Genomic DNA, 20773 nt, shown 5'->3' on the forward strand with positions numbered 1-20773 from the left:
TTAGAGAAAGGTAGGAGGAAGGCAAAAGTTCAAGAAGTTACATAATCGGCTTTTTAGCCTTCTCTAACATTCGGTTTATTTCTATTACCAGTTGTTAGTTAGAAATCTATCAGTTTATATTCAGCAACTACACAAAATTCGTAAGCAGCATTACACAAATGATGAAACATTATTCTCTAGAATGGATTGAGACTTGGTGCCAAGAAAACGGCTGGACAGAATTATTTGTTGAACGGCGGAATAATTATTGGGCATTTCCTCCAGGCGGAGTAATGCCAGAACCGATTCCCTCTCATGTTCTGAGAGGAATTAAAGCTGAAAAAGGACTCACCTTTGAAGAAAGAATTTGGTCAATGTCAGCCGTATTTGGTACGGTTGTAGCTGTCGCCAGCACCTTTATACTCAGATGTCCAATGCCTTTGGTAGTGGCCTTTGCCTTTAACGCTGTAACGGTAGCTCAGTTAGAATTGGAAGATGTTTAATCAGGGTCAAAGGTCAATAGTCAATGGTTGTGAAAGTTGACGATGACTATTGACCAGATTCTTGGGATACTTTGGCAATTTGTTGGGTAAAGTAAGATTCCTCATGTTTGAGTTGTTGGGCTAGTTTTAGTCCTTGTTGAAAGGCTGAAAGTGCTTGAGGATATTCTTTTTGTTGTAGGTAAATTTGCCCAATTTGGTCATAAGCTTGCATTAAGCCATAAGAGTTAGAAGTTTTTGCTTGGGTTTCGATGAGAATTTGACTTGTTTGTAATGCTGCGTCGATTTGTCCTTGGGAACGATAGAGGACAATTAACTTTTGTAAAGCTTCCGCAGCTATAACAAATTGCTGTGATTCCCAAGCAGTTGTATAAGCTTGTTGATAGTTATTAAAAGCTTCTTGAATCAGGTTAGGATTTTCTTTGGCTAAAGATTCGTAATTAGCTGCGATCGCTAATTTTAATTGTGGTATTTTGAGAATATTTTCAGGGTCAGTATACAGTAAAGCTAATTTATTTAATGTATTGATCGCTTGTTGCGGTTGTTTGCCCTGCTGGTAAATATAAGCTAACTGTTTTAAATATGTTAGCTCACTGGTGCGATCGCCTCCAGCCGAGGCTAAAGTTAATAATTCTTGATATGTGGTGGCGGCTTGGGGATAATCAAACCAAGCTAGATTTAATTCGGCAATTGTTTGTAGGGTAGATAACTCTGCTGTTTTATCTTGTCGTTGGCGTACCGCTGTCAATATTTGATTGTAAACTGCCAAAGCATTTTTAGGCGATCGCACATTTTGATAAGCTTCACCTAAAGTCTGCAACAATTCTACATTTACGCCTTGTTGAGCAATCGTTTTTGGTGATAAAGCTTGTTTTTGAATTGCTTGCAACCGTTGATTTATATAAAATAACTGCTGACGGTCATTTTGATTCCATGCGATCGCACCTACCCTAGATAAAGCTTGAATTTCGGGTATTGTACCCAAATAACGTCGCAAACGTATTTCGCGGTTCCAAATTTCAAAAGCTGTTACCTTATCTTCAGCTTGCAATGTCGCTGCTGCTTGCTGATTTAATTCATCCAAAGCCGCCTTTAGTTTTAGCTGTTCTACCAGAGTTAACGGTTCTTTATTCGCAGAACTTCGCACCAGAGGATCAGGTGTCGTAATTTCTAAAGGACTGGGGGGAAATTTATCTGCTTGGCTAGGGTCTTTCGGTGCAGCCAGTGTGAAAGAGTTATTTAATAGGATAGAAAAAATTGCGATCGCACATAAGCGCCTGAGCATAAATACTTTACCTTTTTACTTTTACCTTGTTGTACTAGCTCAATCATGACGATATTTTCGCAAAAATTCTCCAGGCGCTAGGAGATTTTTGGAGTTCTGATATTTCCATCCCCTTTCCCCTTGTCGGGGAAGTGGTTTGGATACCAGCGCTCTGCTTTCGCAACTCCATCCTCAGCCCACAGAATGTTTCCATCCCCTTGCGGGGGAAGTGGTTTGGATACAGGTGCAAAATGCCACTGGGGAAGCTAACGTTCGGTTTTCATCCCCTTGCGGGGGAAGTGGTTTGGATACCTACTCTGTTAGACAGTGAAAATGACTACGGACTTACATAGTTTCCATCCCCTTGCGGGGGAAGTGGTTTGGATACAACATCTTAAAAAATGAACAATTATTAACAATTGTGTTTCCATCCCCTTGCGGGGGAAGTGGTTTGGATATAGTTATTGCCGCCCTTTCAGAAATGGGCGCAACTTATGTTTCCATCCCCTTGCGGGGGAAGTGGTTTGGATACTTGACAAGTGTACGGTAAATCAAGCTGGCGGTACAGTTTCCATCCCCTTGCGGGGGAAGTGGTTTGGATACCGCTGTAATGACCGGATCATCTGAAAACGAGGTAGGGTTTCCATCCCCTTGCGGGGGAAGTGGTTTGGATACTTGTAATTCTTTTTACCGCCAATATCATGGCGGTACAGTTTCCATCCCCTTGCGGGGGAAGTGGTTTGGATACTAGAATTTAGGCTAGGGTATGTATCCTACGGGAGCGTTTCCATCCCCTTGCGGGGGAAGTGGTTTGGATACTCTTCGCTCAGGGGCGCTTACAGGGAAAGGATTTCAGACGTCAAATCGACACCACTTTTTAAATTCTCAATAAAGGGAAATTCATTCTCAATTAAGCCATGCTCAAAATGCCTGAAACTCAGTCTGACTAAAGAATCGACACCAGTCAACGAAATTATACGGTTTTCAAGGTTCTGAGAAGTGGTGTCGAAAAGTTGATACAGTTTTTAAACTACATCTGTGTTGATTATTTATCAAGTCTTATTTGTAATTTGTAATTAAGTAGGGCTGATCTACAGAGATTGTCTGTTGAGGCTGGGTGTAATACCGTTTTACTTTAAAAATATACAGATAGACTAGCAGAAGAGGGTAGCGCTTTGACTTCGCTCGGCGATCGCATTTTGCAGGTTGAAAACCTTGATTTTCTGTTAGTCCGAGCAGGCGGACTACCCAGCGGCTTCCCGCTGGCGCGTCTACGTTTTTATCGCCGCGAATTTTATGCGTCGGGGCTAGATGTGAGTATACCCATAGAATAAAATATGAATTTCTCTTCACAAAATTTCATACTTTAGACTTCAGACTTCATACTTCATTAAAATACTCAAAGAGATTTTTAAACAACGAAAGATAATCTATAAATGACAAGCTCTACAGATATTACTACCTTAGCTCAGTGGATGGCGGCTGATTTTAGCAACCAAGCCCAGGCTTTTGAAAATCCCCCATTTTATGCACATATCCGTGTGTGTATGCGTCCCTTACCCTTGGACTTGTTATCAGGGGTAAGTTTTTTTGTAGAACAAGCTTATGACTATACCCTGAATGATCCTTATCGCTTGCGGGTGTTAAAGTTGGTGAATGTAGGCGATCGCATTCAAATTGAAAACTACACTGTTAAACAAGAAGAAAAATTTTACGGTGCATCCCGTGACTTAGAACGTCTCAAAACCGTAACAGCCGATGACTTAGAAAAATTACCAGGCTGTAACATGATTGTTGAGTGGACTGGTAATAGCTTCAAAGGTACTGTAGAACCGGGGAAAGGCTGTATCGTGTTTCGCAAAGGTCACAGAACTTATTTAGATAGTGAATTTGAAATCGACGGCGAAAAATTCATCAGCCTTGATAGAGGACGCGACCCAGAAACTGACGAACATATCTGGGGTTCCGTCGCCGGGCCATTTTACTTTGTGCGGTGGGCGAGTTTTGCCGATGAAGTTAAGTTGTGAGTGCTGAAAGCCAAGTCAATAGGGATTTAACTTTTGACTTTTAACTTTTAACTTTTGACTTATTTAGTATCCCGTTGCGGCTAACTCCAGTGGATGAAAATAGGGAACTCGTTCTATCGATGTTTCCCAACTACCACTGGGGTAAAGTTTCAGCAGCCTAAATCCTGGGGCTTTTTGGTCAATAGCAAAAGTGTGACTATGAGAACGAAACTGAATACAAGTTGAGGGAGTTCCTAAATAGCCGACGTTGTAGCGCTGTCCTTGGAATTGTTGATGAATATGACCGAATAAAACTAATTTAACTTGTGGGTAGCGATCGATCACTGCAAATAATTCTTCGGGATTTTTCAGGCCACTGTTATCAAGCCATGCAGAATTCACTAAAAAAGGTGGATGATGAAACGCTATTAATGTGGGTTTATTACCTAGTTTTGCTAATTCCGAGTCCAGCCAACTGAGAGTATTAGTTGTCAGATGACCATGTACACAGCCAGGTACAGCCGAATTCAGCAAGAGAAAATTCCAATCACCACGCTGGAAAGACTTGCGCCGGGAAATCATTCCTACATTAAGAATTTCATTCATAGCGATCGCACAGTCATGATTTCCTGGTAGCCAGTAAGTAGGTATTTGTAGTTGATTGATTAAACTTTGCAGATGTTCATAGGAGTCAGAAGTACCATCACCAGATAAATCTCCGGTTAATAATAGTAAATCAATTTCCGATTTTAGCTCCTTTAATCGCTCCAGCACTACCTTAAACGACTCGATGGTAGGCATTCCCAGCAGTTGATGACTTTCTGAGGCAAACAGATGTATATCTGTTATCTGAGCGATCGATACGGTAGATACTTGATTCATCCTTCACTGCTCACACTATGCTTATCTTTGTACCCTGATGTTGCTTTCTGGCAGAATACTAAAATTCAATTCAAGTAGCAAAACTAGCTTGATATTAAATGCCTGCCCTATAATTAGTGTGGCAACTTACCCCTAAAGCTGTCAGCTTTAACTCAAAAATATGTTGCCATACTTTAAGTAATTTTTATACTTAAAGCTGTTCATAAAAATAAAATTTTAAACAGATTTTTTTGCATCTATCTTACGATAGAAATTTTATTCTTTCTAGTTGACTTGCTCAAGGGTAAATATGGCTAGTTACCGATGAAAATCAGGCTTTTATAGCAATAGCAGTAAATGAAGCAAAAGATTTTTAACTCTGTAAGCTGTAACCTGCTATATCAGGTCTCTGTAAAACAGGTGGAATATTTTGTGTAATTACCCTAGCTTTTTTGGCATAATCCTTCTTATACTACGTTAAATCCATAAATGTACCGGGCTATAATGAGCAACAGCAAAAAAGTTAGTGAAAATCTGAGTACTGCGGGACAAGTAACTAATGAAGAATTACAGCAGTTAGCACAAGCAGGTTTTAAGTCGGTGCTAAATCTACGTTCCCCTGACGAAGCAGGTTTTTTAAATGATGAGCAACAACAAGCACAAGAAGCGGGACTAGAATACGCTAACGTCCCATTAAAGCCTTCACAAGCAGATAAGGAACTAACAGAGTTAGCCATTGAAAAGATTGACAACTTACCTAAACCAATTTTGATTCATTGTGCCGCTGGTGCAAGAGCCGGCGGTATCGCCTTAATAGCCACTGCGGTGAATGAAGGTTTAACTTATGAACAAATAACTCAAAAAGCTAGTGAACTAGGGATTAATTTGGAACAACCACACCTCAAGCAATTTTTACTCGATAAATATATTGCAGATCAAGCCGAGAAAGCTTAATTCAACTTTAGTCAAATAATCTCAGATGTCATCAAATCAACGTTACATTACTTTGCAGTCTGAAGCTTGTTTGCCAAAGTACTCACGAAAAAGAATTAAAATAAACTGAGGTAAAACCAGGGAAGTGAACATAATATGTCAGTAAAATTTTTACCAGACCTTGGAGATTTAGCCGAAGGACTAGGAATTACAGGTATTGTTGGAGTTGTGCTTGTGCCTGTATTGTTACCAGTTGTAGCTGGTGTTGGTAGACCAGTAGCCAAAGCAGTTGTCAAAAAAGGCATCTTGTTCTACGAAAAGAGCAAAGAAGCGATCGCAGAAGTTAGCGAAACCTGGGAAGATATCATTGCCGAAGCTAAGGCAGAAATTGGTGAAGAACGGATGAAATCAGCCGAACCCAGAGAAACACCTTTGCGTTAAAAAATAAAATCCCGTACTAAGACTCTCGCAAAACATATCCCACACCCCGCACCGTTTGAATCAGGCGTTTTTGCCCTTCATCTTCGATTTTCAGGCGTAAATAACGAATATAAACCTCAATCACATTTGACTCACCCATAAAATCATAACCCCAGACATTTTCTAATATTTGTTCGCGGGTTAATACCTCACGGGGATGTTCCATTAAAAACTTTAATAACTCAAATTCTTTCATTGTCAAATCAATTACCCGTCCATTATGTATCGCACGACGAGTTGAGATATCTAAAACTAAATCCCCAAAGCGTAACTGTTCTGTTGTATCAATATCAGGTTTTAAATAAAGGCGAATTAGCTTTAAAAATTCTTCTGGGCGGTAAGGTTTAAGAATATAATCATCAGCACCAGCTTCTAGACAAGCTACACGGTCATCCACGGTATCTCTAGCCATTAAGACCAGCACCGGAGAACGCATCCCCGAACTTCTAATATTTTTACATAACGAAAGTCCTGATTCTCCCGCCAGCATCCGGTCTAGAACAATTAAAGCAGGTTGACAATCACGACTGTATTGCAAACCACTGGCTGCATCGTGAGCCAAAATAGCATCATAACCAGCTTCTTGCAAATCAGAAGATAGCTGATTTGCAAGGATTTCATCAGTTTCAATCACCAAAACACAGGGACTGTGAGCAACTGTCATAAATAAGCCAAAGGTTAAAAATTAAAAGTCAAAACAACAGAACTGAGTAATAGTCCTGTTGTGAATAGTAACTTTGTTTTCCAATTCTATTTAGAAACTAGCAATTCAGGAAAAAAGCCAAAGAAACAATTTTGACCATTTCCCTGTTGCTTGTTGCCCTTTATCTGTTCCTTTTTCAGAGAAATCAAGGTAACTCTACAGAGGTGGGTTTAGCTATATGTGGTAGACCCCATCCGAGTTTTTCGCGCAAGATGCGGAAAAACTCTGGTGGTTGTAAACGAATAAATCGGACACTATATTGCGATCGCTCTAAATATACTCGATCTTCCGAGAACACGTAACATCCGCCATTCCCATCCACCACCATCACCAAACGCGGAATATTTACCGGATAAATACTGACTGTTTCCGTATCGGGGAACACTAAGGCTCTAGAAGCCAAAGAGTGAGGACAAATCGGCACTAACTGTAAAGCCGGGATACCAGGGGTGACTACCGGGCCGCCTGCACTCAGTGAATAAGCCGTAGAACCAGTAGGCGTAGACACAATTATGCCATCAGCAGCAATATCCACTGGTGCGTGCCGACCAATAGCAATTTCAAAATGGCACATACAGGTCAAAGGTTCCCGATGCAGCACCATTTCATTCAAGCACAAGGCTTCCCATAATACCGACTCTCCGCGCAATACCTTCACAGTCAGCATTGCCCGTTCTTCGATTTCATACTCACCCGCCATTGCTTGTTCAAGCGCTTGAGGCAGTTGATTGAGATAAGCTTCTGTCAAAAACCCCATGTGACCAGTATTCACTGTCAACAGAGGAATCCCCAGCGGCGCAACCTGACGAGATGCAGCTAAAACAGTCCCATCTCCCCCAAGTACAACAGCAAACTTCATGTCTGAGTCAAAACCAGGGGGTGTCAAACCGTCAATAGGAGTGTGGCATATAGGACTTTCTGGATTAGCGTAGCCCAAGATTCCACCGATGCTACTTGTGACACATACATCCCAACCAGCAGCGGTGAGTTTTTCTTCTAATTCGATAGCAACGCGGCTAGCTATCGGTTTTAAATCATTGTAGATAATGCCTGCTTTCGGCACATTCAAATATCCAAACTTTGAGCGATGCTTTGTACTATGTAATCCTTACATATTTTGAGTCTGTGAGCAAAAGTCAAAAAGAAGGCAGAAGTCAAAAGTCAAAAGTAATATAATTCTTTACTCAGCACTTAGGACTCAGCCCTATTGACTATTAAGCTTCTTAAACGGAGAACGTTTGTTTTTTTCCTTTTTAGTCTTGGTTTTTTCGTAATTTAGCTCTTTGAGCTTTTTCATAATTCTACTGAAATACTCTTGTAAATAACTTTCAAGGGTAGCTGTTTCTTTTTGGTCTAAGCCAAAAACTTTGTATACTTCATCCATTGGGGCATTTAATGGCTTACCACTAGCCAAAACTTCTGTAAACGCCAGCCTATCTGCCACATTCCATCCCCACTGAAAGAAGCGGACAAAACCACGCACAGCACGCAATAAGTTTAATGGCATCCGTGTAACTTTGGCATCTTTCCCAGACAAGCGCTCACACAAGCTAATAATTTCTTCTGCACTCCAACCACGAGTTCCCACTATCGGGAAAGCTTGTTTTTGTGTTTCTGGAACATTCAACGCCCGCACAGCAAATTTAGCAATATCTTGAGTATCCATATAGGCTATGGGGGATGATTCACCAGTTACCCAAACTGGTTGTCCTTCTAAAATCGGGATGCCATATTGACCGATTAACCCTTGCATGAAGCCAGCTAAACGTAAAATTGTGTAATTTAATCCAGACTCAGCTAAAAATAGTTCTGTACATCGCTTAATTTCCATCAGCGGTACTTCTGGGTATTTATCGGCATCAATTATCGAAAAGAAGATAAAACGCTCTACACCCGCAGTTTTTGCCGCCTGGATTAATGCTATTTGGCCTTCCCAGTCTACCTGTTTGATAGTTAAAGAATCAGTAGCCCGCGATGTTGCTGCATCAATAATTGTCGTCACTCCTTCTAACGCACCTGGAAGAGTTTCGGGATAACACAAATCTCCGAGGACAAGTTCTGCACCCCACTCTTTGAGAAATGCCGCTTTTTTACTACTCCGAACCAGACAACGTACTTTATACCCCTCATCGATCGCCCGACGAGCCACTTGTCTGCCCAAGGTGCCAGTGGCACCGACTATTAGTAATGTCATGAGGGTTTGTATTAAATCTTAAAGTTTTATGAAAAGAATCTTAACAGAATTATATCTGTAAACAAAAGTTTACACTTTTATTAGAAATTATTGAATACTAAGGAATTATGGAAACAGCGTTGTCCGTTATAGCGGACACGCTATTTTGTCAGACTCCAGAGGGATTATTCTTCAGCACCCTGAATTTTTAGCAATAAAGCGCCTAAAGCCCAACCAACGAAGATTAAACCGAAAGCCAAAAAAGCTGCGTTGAAAATTTCACCACCCATGATTATTGTTCTCCTTTGTGAAGGTTTGTAATAATTCTAAAGCCTAACCTTGAGATTGCATATCTTTTGGGCTGTCTGTTGGCATTGAACTTGAAGTTGCTTAACAGCTACTGTTGAATTAGACCTGTATAAATGATTTTAAACTAGTTTGATGGTTAATCCCTAGGGCTGAGGGATCAAGCGAAGTTTGTAGCAAATCCAGATAAAGTAGTCCTATGTATCACAGTGAGCAAAACTTAATAGTAAAACCACACAAAGAAAGTCGTCCGCGGTTAGCACTGACGTTGGGAGATCCCGCAGGAATTGGCACAGAAGTAATTTTAAAAGCTTTGGCAGAACCAGAAGTTAGCCAAAACTGTGATGTCACAGTTGTCGGAAATTGGAATTGGCTGGTGCAGACTTACGACGAGTTAAATTTGTCGGGTAATTTAGTCGCATTGGCAAATCCCAATAGCTTAAAGGTTGTGGATGTGCAATCAAATCAAAATCTTGATGAGATTGTCACAGGTGTTGGTAATGCGGTGAGTGGTGCGGCGAGTTTTGCTTATATGGAATATGCGATCGCCCAAACATTAGCAGGTGAATTTGATGGTATAGTCACAGCACCCATCGCTAAATCTGCCTGGAAAGCCGCAGGATATAACTATCCAGGACAAACAGAACTTTTGGCAGAAAAATCAAATGTAGAGCGATATGGAATGTTATTCGTAGCGCGATCTCCTTACACTGGTTGGATACTCCGCACTCTGTTAGCAACGACACATATTCCTCTGCGCCAAGTCGCAGACGCGCTGACACCCCAGTTATTAACCAAAAAACTAGATTTGTTGGTAGAGTGTTTGCAGCAAGATTTTGGCATCAGCAAACCAAGAATTGCGATCGCCGGGTTAAATCCCCACAGTGGCGAACAAGGACAACTAGGAACAGAAGAACTCGATTGGCTAATTCCCTGGATTAACCAAGAACAGCAAAAACGCCCTCGTTTGCACTTAGAAGGGCCAATTCCTCCCGATACAATGTGGGTGAAACCAGGTCAAGCTTGGTATGGCAACTCTGCTACACATAATCCAGCCGATGCTTACTTGGCACTCTACCACGACCAAGGCTTGATACCTGTGAAACTCATGGCCTTTGACAGAGCAGTGAATACTTCAATTGGTTTCCCATTTGTGCGGACTTCACCAGACCACGGTACAGCATTTGATATTGCAGGTAAAGGCATTGCAGACTCCACCAGTATGAAAGCCGCACTACAATTAGCCGCTGAGTTAGCTACTGCTAGAAAACAAGATGATTTATAAAAAAAATATCCTCAGTCTTGACTAGCCGGATAAATATACGCTACTATAGGGGACTGTGTGGTAAGGACGTATAGCTCAGTTGGTTAGAGCGCTACGTTGACATCGTAGAGGTCACTGGTTCGAATCCAGTTACGTCCATTGTTGTATGTTAAATAATTATTTGTCAAAAGATTTAAAGCTAGTCAATACTCAAAAACCCTTACACTATTGACTACGAACTCTTGACTTGTTTGGATTGTTTATGGCTATTTGGTTAAGTTTGTGTGGAGCTATTTTGGTAGTAGCTTACTTGCTGGGTTCTTTTCCCACTGGCTATATTGCTGTTAAACAGTTAAAAGGTATTGATATTCGAGAAGTGGGTTCAGGCTCAACTGGTGCTACTAATGTACTAAGAACCTTGGGTAAAGTTCCGGGAGCTTTCGTTTTAGGGATTGATTGCTTGAAAGGAGTATTAGCGATCGCCCTAGTTTATGCTTTATTTAACTATGCTGCAACTTCAGAATTTATCCCTGCAAATTTAGATTTGAAATTATGGCAACCCTGGATAGTAATTTTAGTTGGGTTGGCTAACATTTTAGGACACAGTAAATCAATTTTTCTCGGCTTTACAGGTGGTAAATCTGTGTCTACCAGTTTAGGAATATTATTGGCGATGAATTGGCAAGTTGGTTTAGCGACTTTGGGAATATTCGCTGTTGTTGTGACTATTTCGAGAATTGTATCATTGAGTTCGATTACTGGTGCGATCGCTGTTTCGATTTTCATGGCTATTTTCCATCAACCATTACCCTATATTTTGTTTGGTATTCTTGGCGGTTTTTATGTAATCATCCGCCACCGCAGTAATATAGAGCGCCTTTTAGCTGGAACTGAACCAAAAATTGGACAGCAAGTAGTTACAGAAGCAGAGAAAACAGAACAGACTGTTTAATTTTTGATTATCTCAACTTGTAGCTATTTACTATAGTAGTTTGATTTAATTTTTGTAATATATGTAGGTGGGCAAATCTAAAATATATTAGTGAATGCCCACCCTACAGATTGCTGAATGCTGTTTGAGCAAATAACTACTGAATTTGGAATGCAATCAACCCAATCAGTACAATTAGACCTAATGCTCTACGAAAATAATTAACACCTTGAAATAATTCTAGCCAAGCCCAAGTAAATAAAGCACCATTGGCGAGTATCTGCAACACTGCATTGATTGTGCCACTCTGAAAAATTAAAGTTAATAAACTTGCTACTACCCAGAGAATCAGCGGTGGGTTTGGCGGTTGGGCAATGACAATATTGCCATTGCTGTCACGGAGGACTTTATCAAATAATGTACTTTCTGTATTTTCCATAGGGATAATTTTTATTCGCCTAAAAATAATTAACTGGCACAAATTCCAGACTGGAATTTACTCCCAGTGCCTTAATTACATTAAAACATTCAACATAATATTGAACATACATCTAATTGCTGAAATTAGGGCGGGAAGTCATATCATAGATTCAGATATAATTCCCTCAATAGGTACATCTCAATAATCTGCGTTATTTTATCTTGCTCATCTGTGGTTATATATGTACAAAGTCCTGCCTAAACAAACTGCATCTATGTACACCCGCGATGGTGTGAGGCTAGATGCAGATATCTATCGCCCTGATGCAGCAGAGAATTTTCCGGTATTATTAATGCGACAACCTTATGGGAGAGCGATCGCCTCTACTGTTGTTTATGCTCATCCTATTTGGTATGCTGCCCACGGTTATATTGTTGTGATTCAAGATGTCCGTGGACGCGGTACTTCCGCAGGTGAGTTTAAGTTATTTGCTCATGAAATTGCTGATGGTGAAGATAGCATTTATTGGGCAGCACATTTACCTGGAAGTAATGGCAAAGTTGGGATGTATGGTTTTTCCTATCAGGGAATGACGCAACTCTACGCTGCTGCTGCTAAACCCAGCGCTTTAAAAACGATTTGTCCGGCGATGATTGGTTATGATTTGTATACAGATTGGGCTTATGAAGGCGGCGCATTCTGTTTGCACACTAATCTTGCTTGGGCGATTCAATTAGCTACAGAAACGGCGCGTCTACGCAATGATCAACTAGCCTATCAAGCATTGTTAACTGCTGCACGTAATTTGCCTGTAAATAGTCCCGAAATTCTCCAACAACTTGCCCCTGAGTCTTTTTATCATGAATGGGCGGCACATCCCCAACCAGATACTTATTGGGAAGAACTTTCCCCCAAGAATCACTTGCAAGCTGTAGATTTGCCAATGTTTCATATTGGGGGATGGTTTGATACTTACCTGCGTGGTACATTAAATTTATACAAAAATATCGCAGCACAGAGCATCAAAGCCCAACATTTATTAGTTGGTCCTTGGGCGCATTTACCTTGGGGTCGCAGAATTGGCGAAGTAGACTTTGGTAAGAAAGCGGCTAGTCCGGTAGATAGAATGCAAATTCGCTGGTTTGACCAGTTTTTGAAAGATATAGATACAGGCTTATTGCAGGAGTCTTTTATTTGTCTGTTTGAAATGGGAAGTAATATTTGGCGCACTTTCCCTAGCTTAAGTACAGCAAATCAGAAATCTTATTTTTTGTCAACCACCGGACTCGCCAGCATCCGCGAAGACTCAGGAATACTCAGCAACGCCAGTCTGCTCAAGTCGGGAAACCCGCCCACGCGGCTGGCTCCTCAAAACTCAGCACCCAGCACTCAGGACGTTTTAGTCCACGACCCTTGGCGACCAGCGCCATCTTTAGGCGGTCATGCAGGATTACCAGCTGGTGTGTTTGAGCGATCGCATATTGATTGCCGTTCAGATGTTTTAACTTATACTACTCAACCCCTTACAGAAGACTTGCATTTATTAGGAGATGTAGTAGTAGAAATTGATTGCAGTGCCGATCAACCCAGTTATGATTTATCTGCGGTGCTATCACAAGTGCAGCCTGATGGCAAAGTATATAATTTGACCCAAGGTTATATACATTGTCCACAAAACACTGTTGTCCCGATTAAGATTCAACTGCAAACAACTTGTGTACGCATTCCCAAAGATAACGCCTTACGTTTAAGTTTAAGCGCGGCGTGTTTTCCCGCCTACGCGATGAATTCTGGTAATGGCGCAGTGATGAATAGTGATGATTTACGCAATGCTCAGGTTATCACACTGACAGTAAATTGTGGAGGCGATCGCAATTCTCAAATTTTACTCCCAATAATTTAAATATAATGCACATCAAAACTAAAACTTTTCAAATTACACCAAAAGAATTACGCAATTTATTAACTGTTGACTATTACAGACGCATGAAGATTACCTTTATGCTTCTAGGATTTTTATTACTCGTAAATATTATTTTTTCAGTTCTGCAAAATCGCTTTGATTGGTGGTTAATATATTTTGTCGGTTTAATGGCATATTTTGTATCTATGCCTTTGTTATTTCAAGTGCAGAAACGCAGTTCTACATTAAATTTTCAAAATAGATACTGTGAAATTGATGAAAACTTTTTTGCCGTCTTTTACGAAGATGGCAGTATTGTTAAACTTAATTACTCTCACTTTGTTCAAGTTACAAAAAAAGCAGACTATTATTTTTTGTACATGACTAAAGTACAATTTCATTATTTACCAGTTGCTGCTTTTGAAAGTGAAAAAGATATTCACAGATTTGATTTGTTTTTGCAAAGCAAGCAATTAATTAAATTATGGTAGTTTAGATAAATTATCTCCAGAGAATTTAGCAGCTAGGAGCCATAATTAAAATTCTTCAATGTACATCATACTTTTTGGTTAAATTCATAATTTTTTCAAACTGAAAATTTTGAGCTAAATCGGTTAAATATTGTTGAAAAATTATATTTTTGATGGGAATATCTGTCATTAACTCTAAAACTAGATCATCACTGCATTGAGCAGCGGCATTGTGTAAATTTGCCAGCCATTTATCTGGCATTTGCGCCAACCAAGATAATAAATCTTCTTGGATAATATGAATCTGAAAATTTGGCTGCGTTGCATCAATAATTTGTTGATTTTCTTCCTGATAAATATATTTGACATCTAAATATTGACGAATTTTTGCGAATATTTGCTCCTCTCGGAAAGGCTTGTTAATTAAATCATCGCAGCCTGCTGAGATGATGGCTTGTCTTTGTTCTTCAAAAGCGTGAGCAGTTAAAGCAATAATAATAGGATGAGCATTAGGAAAAACTGCCGCTTCATTTCTCGCTTTAATCAACTTTGTAGCGGCATAGCCATCAATAACAGGCATACGCATATCCATAAAAATTAAATGTGGTTGCCATACTTGCCACAGGGTTATGGCTTCCTCACCATTTGCTGCTTCACGCACTGTAAAACCCTTCATTTGCAGCAATTTAACCAATACCAAACGATTTTCTAAAACATCATCGACAACCAAAATTCGGTACTCTGTTTGTTCTGGTGCTAAACCCAGAACTCGGCGTTGAATTTGCCTAACTGGCTCTTGACTAATTGAGGCGAAACCAATATCAATCTGAAAAGTGAAAATACTGCCAATACCTTCTTGACTGCGGACAGTTATATCACCCCCCATCAATTGCACATATTTCCGACTAATCGCTAAACCTAGCCCAGTTCCTTGTTGAGATTTGCGACCGATTTCCGTTTGGCCAAAGGCTTTAAACAACAAGCCAATTTCTTGTGGAGAAATACCGACACCTGTGTCTTGTACCTCAAAAATCAGAGAATGGGGAATAATTGCTGTATCTGTGTGTCTTTGAATTATTTGGTCTGCTAATTTGACACGCAGAGTCACACAGCCTGTAGATGTAAATTTAATTGCATTTCCCAAAAGGTTGAGTAAAATTTGCCGTAGTTTGTTGTCGTCTGTTTGCACATATTGCGGTAGCTGTGGTGCATATTCAAATCTCAGTTGTAAGCCTTTGGACTCGGCACGCACACGCAACATTTCTTCGAGGTTGTTTAATAAAGCAATTAAGTCAAAATTACTGATATTTAACGTGGTCTTGCCTGCTTCGATTTTAGACATTTCTAAGATGTCGTTGATTAAGTTGAGTAGATGTTCACCTGCACGATTGATAATTGCTAGGTTCTGTTGATGTCCTTTTGACAGTTCATGGTCATAGCTCATAATTTGCGTAAAGCCAAGAATTGCGTTAAGTGGTGTGCGTAATTCGTGGCTCATATTGGCAAGAAATTCGCTTTTGGCTTTGTTAGCAGCATCGGCAGTAATCACCGCTGTTTGTAATGCTTGTGATTGTCTTTGCGTTTGTACTAACAGTTCGGCTTGTTGTAAAGCAACTCCTAAATGATTGCCAATTTGAACGACAATGTTAATTTCTCCTGTTTTCCATTGCCGAGGGCTGGAGTTTTGATAACTGGCTAGTAATCCCCACAATTGGCTACCGCAAAAAATTGGCACAATAATATAAGCTTTTGCTTGGAAGCGTTCTAATAAGTCTATATAACAAGAATCAAACTCGGCTTGATAAATATCTGCAACACAACGAAAACTAGCCTCTTGCTTATAAACACCACCTTGGGTTGCTTGCAAATAAGTATCTTGAATTGGATAAGCTGCACTTTCTAAAATTCTTTCTAGACATCGACCATCTTCTAACGCATTGTTGGTCACGATGGGATCACTTCTCTGTTCTAACATCAGAGAAATCCAACCTTCATTCATTGATTCTGAGACAAATTCACCACTCCAATCGGCATTGAAACGATAGACAACCACCCGATCGCAATTAAGTATTTGTCTTAATTCTTCAGTGGTGGCGGCAAAGATTGTGTTTAAATCTAAAGTCTGACGCATTCTTTGAATTACTTGGGCGATGGCTTTTTCTCGTTCGGCACTTTCCCGTAAGGCTGCTTCTGCTAGTTTACTCTCAGTAATATCTGTAATTGTCCCTATGTGTCCAGTAATTTCTCCATTTTCGTCAATTTCTGGTATTGCTTGGCAAATCACCCAAACACTTGTACCATCAGGACGCATAAAACGATGCTCACATTTATATAGAGATTTAGCTGCTATTGCTGCATACCACGTAGTAAAAACGCGATCGCGGTCATCTGGATGCAAAGCTTTCGCCCAGCCTGCACCCATAGCTTCTGATTGATTTAAGCCAGTAATGTCACACCAGCGCTGATTGAGATAAATGCAATTACCTAACTCATCAGTATGGTATATGCCTACAGGTGAAGCCTCGGATAATGTTTGATAGCGCAGCCGACTTGCTTGCAAAGCTAATTCTGCATGTTTGCGATCACTAATGTCTACTACAACTGTACCTACGCCAGAAATATAGTTATCTTCGCCAGGAATAGGAAAATAAGAAACCAAAAAATAACCTAGTGTTTCTGGTTGCTTGGGCTTGGGTGTACAAATTTCTAAATTGAGAATTCTTTCTCCAGTTAATAAAACATGTTCGTAAAATGGCGCTACTAAAGGGGCAATTTGGGGGATAACTTCATATATTTTCCTGCCAATATGTTCTGCTTGAGACAAGCCATTAATATCCGCTAAAACTTGATTAATCTGCACATACTGTAATTGCTTATCTAATATATTCATCCCTACAGGCGCACTGCTAAAAAAGGCATTAAGCTGTGCTTCTCGCAGCGCCAATTCTCGTTCTAAAGTTTTGCGTTCTGTAATATCTTTATGAGTCCCGGTCATTCGCAAAGGCTGACCCCAATCATCACATTCGACAATTTTTCCGCGAGACTGAATCCACTTCCATTCACCATTAGCACAGCGCATCCGACACTCAACTTCATAAACAGCACTCACACCTTGAAAATGAGCTTTTAAAGCGGTAGTGACTATTGCTAAGTCTTCTGGATGGATAAATTGCTCGAAAACTTGCGAAACATTTGTAACACAGTTTTCTTCATAACCCATCATTTTTGCCCACTGTAAGTCACTATATATCTCACCAGTGCTGAGATTCCAATCCCACAAGCCCAAATCGCTGGCTTCTAGGGCAAGTTGTAAACGTTCTTCACTTTGTCTATGGGCAGCTTCAATCATTTTACGCTGAATCAAACTGCCTAATTGGGTAGCAACAGCCCCGACTAACATCAGCAAACGCTTATCTATTAATGCTGCACTGCGTTTAAAAAATACTAAAACTGCTAACACCTCACCATCAGCTAAAATTGGTACACCAAAAGCAGCTTTTAATCCTACTTTAGCCGCTTGGGGCGATCGCAAAAACACTGGTTGTTCAGCGGCCGAAACATCTTCAATCCATTCTGGTTGTTTAGTTTCCCAAATCCGTCCTGGTAGTCCCTCACCCAAAACAAATTTGATATTTTGACTAACTAGTGAGAATTGCTTTAAGCTAACATCCTCTCCATGCCAAACTAAGTTATGTTCTAAAACTGTGTCATCATCACTAGGTAGCCATGCTTCACCAAAATCCCAGTTGATGGAATGACAAATTAAGCGCAGTACTACTTTTAACGCACTATTCACATCAACTGCACGAGTAATAGCTTGAGATGTTAACAGCAGTAACCTGCTTTCATTTTCTGCCTGTTTACGTTCAGTAATATCTTTAGCTGTACCTAAAACATATTTTTGCCCATCAATTTCGATTATTTCTGCACTGAACAGCATTGTTTTGATCTCGCCACTGGCGATACAAAAATCAACTTCATAGTTGCGGAGAGATTTTGTTTGTTGCAGAATTTGAGTGAGAAAAATACTTTCTTGACAATTAGCCCAAATCTGTAATTCTTGGTCAGTGCGACCAATCACTTGGTGTCGAGCATAACCAAATAGCCGACAAAAACTATCATTAACTTCGATGTAGCGAATCTCTGGCAATATACATAAGATAATTGGGTCAGGAGAAGCTTTAAAGGCTGATGCCAACTTGGCTTCAGACGCTCGACGTGCAGTTTCGGCTCGTTGACGTTCCCGTGCTTCCAGTACCAAAGAAGCTAAATTTGTCAGAGAACGAGCAAAATTTTGGTCTTCTAGTGTCCACTCACGCAATACTTCTAGCACCTCCAAACACAAAACTCCCACGGTCTTGCCGGCTAATCTAATTGGTGTATCGAGGATAGAAATAATGTTCAGATCTGAGTAAGATTGAGAAAATTCTTTAGTTCGATGATCAGTGTAAACATTCTCCACAGCAATTACTTCTTCTTGCTGCAAAGCTTGAAAATAAATCGGATAATCTACTATAGCTAAAGTGTATCCTTCACTATGTTGATGACGACTTTGCTCAAATAAGTCCAGGCAATAGATGGAAGTTGAAGCTTGATTATATAACCAGATACTAGCTCGTTCAATTTCCAGATTTTTGGTAGCTGCTTCTGTAATTTCTCCAAACGCTGCCTTGATATCGCCTTGATACAATATCTGATTTTTTGCTAATTCTGTTAATACTAAATTATGATTATGAAGCTTAATATTCGGTAGCTTGAGAGTTTGTTCTGTAGATTCACCTTCTTTTTGTGTTAATGCCAACTTTCGCTGATGTTGAAGATGAATGCAATTTTGCACTCGGATTAAAATCTCTGGCGCACAAAGTGGTTTAGTAATATAGTCAATAGCTTGTAATTGAAAGAATTTCTCTTTATCCTGCAAAGTTTCTATGGGACTGAGAAAAATTATGGGAATATTTTGAGTTTGTTTATGAGCTTTGAAATGTTGACATACTGTATAACCATCCATTTCTGGCATGAGAACATCAAGTAAAATTAAATCAGGTAATGTTTCTCGCACTGCATCTATTGCTAGTTTACCCGCCGTGAATTTTTGTACCTGATAATTTTGACATTCAAGAAGTTGAGTTAAAAAATTTAAATCTTCAGGTTGATCATCAATTAATACAATTTTTATCGATTGATCATACATATTTTCTAAATAATTTTAGATTTTATTAAGAATGTATCGTCATCAAAGTTATAGGACTTACGCAAAAAACCTCTCAAACCCTCATGTCTCTGTAAAGTCTGTGCCTCTTTGTTACCCTACCCTTCGGGAACGCCTGACGGCGAACGGGAAGCCGCTGGCGTGTCTACAATTTTTAGTGTCTTGTGCGTAAGTCGTGAGTTGGCAGAAAATGTATTTCTAAAATTAGAAAATTATTAATAAATATAACGCAAGTAGAAAATATGCGGATTTTTCCCAGACTTCTTGATGTACACAAAATTTTGAGAAAGTTGATCCCCCAATCAATCAGCAAGATGCTTATAAGATAAATTTAATTGTTTTGTGGGTGTTTATGTGAAAAATAGATACTAGGAGTAGGCTGTGGAGAATAAACATTTTTCTGTTGATTTGTAGGTTTTTCTTGTGATTCAGAGTCTTGACCAGATATCTTCACAAGTTACTCATTTTTTTAGTGTTCAATTTTCGTTGGGTTTGGTATTTGCTGCGTAACTACGAAAATTAGATGTGGTTTAGTTAAATCAAATGCAGCATATCAAGTAACTTGTAGCGATAATTGCTTTCATCAAGATTTTGACAGCGATCGCGCCACATAATTTAGATCAGAACATCAAGACTATTGATTAATTTAAGCACAGGAGGAAATAGATGGAAACTCAACCAACTCGCCCATCACCAACACTTCCAGAAATTCCCCTTGGCTATCTCAACATTATGGGTTATGTTGACGAGTCAGAAGTTAATGGCCCTGGTTGTCGCGCTGTTGTCTGGGTACAAGGTTGTCGTCGTGAATGTCCTGGTTGCTTTAATCTTGAGTCTTGGCCATTTGAAATTAACCAACTGATTTCTGTTGATACCCTCGCTGAACAAATACTCAGTAAACCACAAAACACTGGTGTAACTTTCTCTGGCGGTGAACCCTTTTGGCAAGCATCTGCTTTAGCTGCTTTAGCACGTAAACTGAAAGCAGCTGGCTTAAATGTTATGTCTTTTTCCGGTTTTACCCTCAAGCAACTCCAGTCTGAATCTGCACCTTCAGGTTCGCAAGAATTATTAGAACAGTTAGATATTCTAATTGATGGGCCATTTGTAGAATCTCTGGCGATTAATTCTCCCAACTCACCAGTTTCTTCCAGTAATCAACGGGTGAATGTCTTTAACCCAGCTTTAGCTGACCAAATCACTTGGGCTAGTGACCAAATCGAAATCCACATTCTCAAGGATGGCAGCCGCATTGTCACAGGCTATCGCGGGCGACTGGAATTGACTTAAATTTTTTACAGATATCCATAAATTAACGTGCGCCGCCAACAGCGACACACGTTAATGATATTCTTGATCCAAAAGTCATC

The 20773-nt window shown here is 40.0% G+C and carries 18 protein-coding genes, 1 tRNA gene and 1 CRISPR repeat array; of the genes, 11 read left to right on the forward strand and 8 right to left on the reverse strand.

Features of this window, described 5'->3' with window-relative positions; genetic code table 11:
- The first annotated feature begins 158 nt into the window (after positions 1-158).
- On the forward strand, positions 159-482 hold the full coding sequence (locus NOS7107_RS16245; protein ID WP_015114044.1) for a hypothetical protein: 324 nt from the start codon (positions 159-161) through the stop codon (positions 480-482).
- Between the two features lie 46 nt (positions 483-528).
- Here the strand turns inward: NOS7107_RS16245 and NOS7107_RS16250 are convergent, their stop codons facing one another.
- Positions 529-1764 carry a lipopolysaccharide assembly protein LapB gene (locus NOS7107_RS16250; RefSeq protein WP_015114045.1) on the reverse strand — a complete coding sequence of 412 codons (1236 nt, stop codon included), beginning with the start codon at positions 1762-1764 and terminating at the stop codon, positions 529-531.
- A 108-nt stretch (positions 1765-1872) separates the two neighbouring features.
- Positions 1873-2562: direct repeats of the CRISPR family, unit length 36 nt; unit sequence GTTTCCATCCCCTTGCGGGGGAAGTGGTTTGGATAC.
- A gap of 356 nt (positions 2563-2918) precedes the next feature.
- Here NOS7107_RS16250 and NOS7107_RS28630 point away from each other — a divergent pair.
- Both NOS7107_RS28630 and NOS7107_RS16255 read left to right on the forward strand, forming a co-directional pair.
- Positions 2919-3077, forward strand: coding sequence for a hypothetical protein (locus NOS7107_RS28630; protein WP_157374052.1), 159 nt, complete (start codon positions 2919-2921; stop codon positions 3075-3077).
- A gap of 102 nt (positions 3078-3179) precedes the next feature.
- Positions 3180-3770: a chromophore lyase CpcT/CpeT gene (locus NOS7107_RS16255; protein ID WP_015114046.1), complete on the forward strand. Its 591-nt coding sequence runs from the start codon at positions 3180-3182 to the stop codon at positions 3768-3770.
- 63 nt (positions 3771-3833) lie between these two features.
- Here the strand turns inward: NOS7107_RS16255 and cpdA are convergent, their stop codons facing one another.
- A complete protein-coding gene (cpdA, locus tag NOS7107_RS16260) occupies positions 3834-4631 on the reverse strand; it encodes a 3',5'-cyclic-AMP phosphodiesterase (protein WP_015114047.1) in 798 nt (265 codons plus the stop codon).
- 483 nt (positions 4632-5114) lie between these two features.
- Here cpdA and NOS7107_RS16265 point away from each other — a divergent pair, with 483 nt between their 5' ends.
- Positions 5115-5564: a sulfur transferase domain-containing protein gene (locus NOS7107_RS16265; RefSeq protein ID WP_015114048.1), complete on the forward strand. Its 450-nt coding sequence runs from the start codon at positions 5115-5117 to the stop codon at positions 5562-5564.
- Between the two features lie 135 nt (positions 5565-5699).
- The gene (locus NOS7107_RS16270) at positions 5700-5984 is read left to right on the forward strand and encodes a DUF5132 domain-containing protein (RefSeq protein WP_015114049.1); all 285 of its coding nucleotides are present in this window, start codon (positions 5700-5702) and stop codon (positions 5982-5984) included.
- A 16-nt stretch (positions 5985-6000) separates the two neighbouring features.
- On the opposite strand, the gene nblR is transcribed toward NOS7107_RS16270, so the two are convergent.
- From nblR to NOS7107_RS16290, 4 genes are all read right to left on the reverse strand, one after another.
- Positions 6001-6687, reverse strand: coding sequence for a response regulator transcription factor NblR (nblR, locus tag NOS7107_RS16275; protein WP_015114050.1), 687 nt, complete (start codon positions 6685-6687; stop codon positions 6001-6003).
- 184 nt (positions 6688-6871) lie between these two features.
- Complete coding sequence (locus NOS7107_RS16280) at positions 6872-7789, reverse strand: NAD(+) kinase (RefSeq protein WP_015114051.1); 918 nt, start codon at positions 7787-7789, stop codon at positions 6872-6874.
- Positions 7790-7930: 141 nt separating this feature from the next.
- Positions 7931-8920: an SDR family oxidoreductase gene (locus tag NOS7107_RS16285; protein WP_015114052.1), complete on the reverse strand. Its 990-nt coding sequence runs from the start codon at positions 8918-8920 to the stop codon at positions 7931-7933.
- Positions 8921-9084: 164 nt separating this feature from the next.
- Positions 9085-9189 (reverse strand): PetM family cytochrome b6-f complex subunit 7, encoded by a 105-nt coding sequence (locus NOS7107_RS16290; protein ID WP_015114053.1) that lies wholly within the window; start codon positions 9187-9189, stop codon positions 9085-9087.
- A 215-nt stretch (positions 9190-9404) separates the two neighbouring features.
- Between NOS7107_RS16290 and pdxA the strand changes: the two genes are divergently transcribed.
- The 3 genes from pdxA to plsY all read left to right on the forward strand — a co-directional run bounded on the left by pdxA (position 9405) and on the right by plsY (position 11421).
- Positions 9405-10490, forward strand: coding sequence for a 4-hydroxythreonine-4-phosphate dehydrogenase PdxA (gene pdxA, locus NOS7107_RS16295; RefSeq protein ID WP_015114054.1), 1086 nt, complete (start codon positions 9405-9407; stop codon positions 10488-10490).
- A 64-nt stretch (positions 10491-10554) separates the two neighbouring features.
- Positions 10555-10628: transfer RNA gene (locus NOS7107_RS16300), tRNA-Val, on the forward strand.
- Positions 10629-10731: 103 nt separating this feature from the next.
- Entirely contained in the window at positions 10732-11421 is a 690-nt protein-coding gene (gene plsY / locus NOS7107_RS16305) for a glycerol-3-phosphate 1-O-acyltransferase PlsY (RefSeq protein WP_015114055.1), read from the forward strand.
- Between the two features lie 136 nt (positions 11422-11557).
- Here the strand turns inward: plsY and NOS7107_RS16310 are convergent, their stop codons facing one another.
- Entirely contained in the window at positions 11558-11839 is a 282-nt protein-coding gene (locus tag NOS7107_RS16310; RefSeq protein ID WP_015114056.1) for a hypothetical protein, read from the reverse strand.
- A gap of 223 nt (positions 11840-12062) precedes the next feature.
- Between NOS7107_RS16310 and NOS7107_RS16315 the strand changes: the two genes are divergently transcribed.
- Both NOS7107_RS16315 and NOS7107_RS16320 read left to right on the forward strand, forming a co-directional pair.
- Complete coding sequence (locus NOS7107_RS16315; protein WP_015114057.1) at positions 12063-13724, forward strand: CocE/NonD family hydrolase; 1662 nt, start codon at positions 12063-12065, stop codon at positions 13722-13724.
- Positions 13725-13729: 5 nt separating this feature from the next.
- Positions 13730-14215 carry a YcxB family protein gene (locus NOS7107_RS16320; RefSeq protein WP_015114058.1) on the forward strand — a complete coding sequence of 162 codons (486 nt, stop codon included), beginning with the start codon at positions 13730-13732 and terminating at the stop codon, positions 14213-14215.
- A gap of 55 nt (positions 14216-14270) precedes the next feature.
- Here the strand turns inward: NOS7107_RS16320 and NOS7107_RS16325 are convergent, their stop codons facing one another.
- Positions 14271-19385, reverse strand: a complete 5115-nt coding sequence (locus NOS7107_RS16325) for a PAS domain S-box protein (protein WP_015114059.1) — start codon at positions 19383-19385, stop codon at positions 14271-14273.
- Positions 19386-20069: 684 nt separating this feature from the next.
- On the opposite strand from NOS7107_RS16325, the gene NOS7107_RS16330 reads away from it, so the two are divergent.
- Entirely contained in the window at positions 20070-20693 is a 624-nt protein-coding gene (locus NOS7107_RS16330; RefSeq protein WP_015114060.1) for a 4Fe-4S single cluster domain-containing protein, read from the forward strand.
- Positions 20694-20773 lie beyond the last annotated feature (80 nt).

Source organism: Nostoc sp. PCC 7107 (assembly GCF_000316625.1).
Lineage (GTDB): Bacteria > Cyanobacteriota > Cyanobacteriia > Cyanobacteriales > Nostocaceae > Nostoc_B.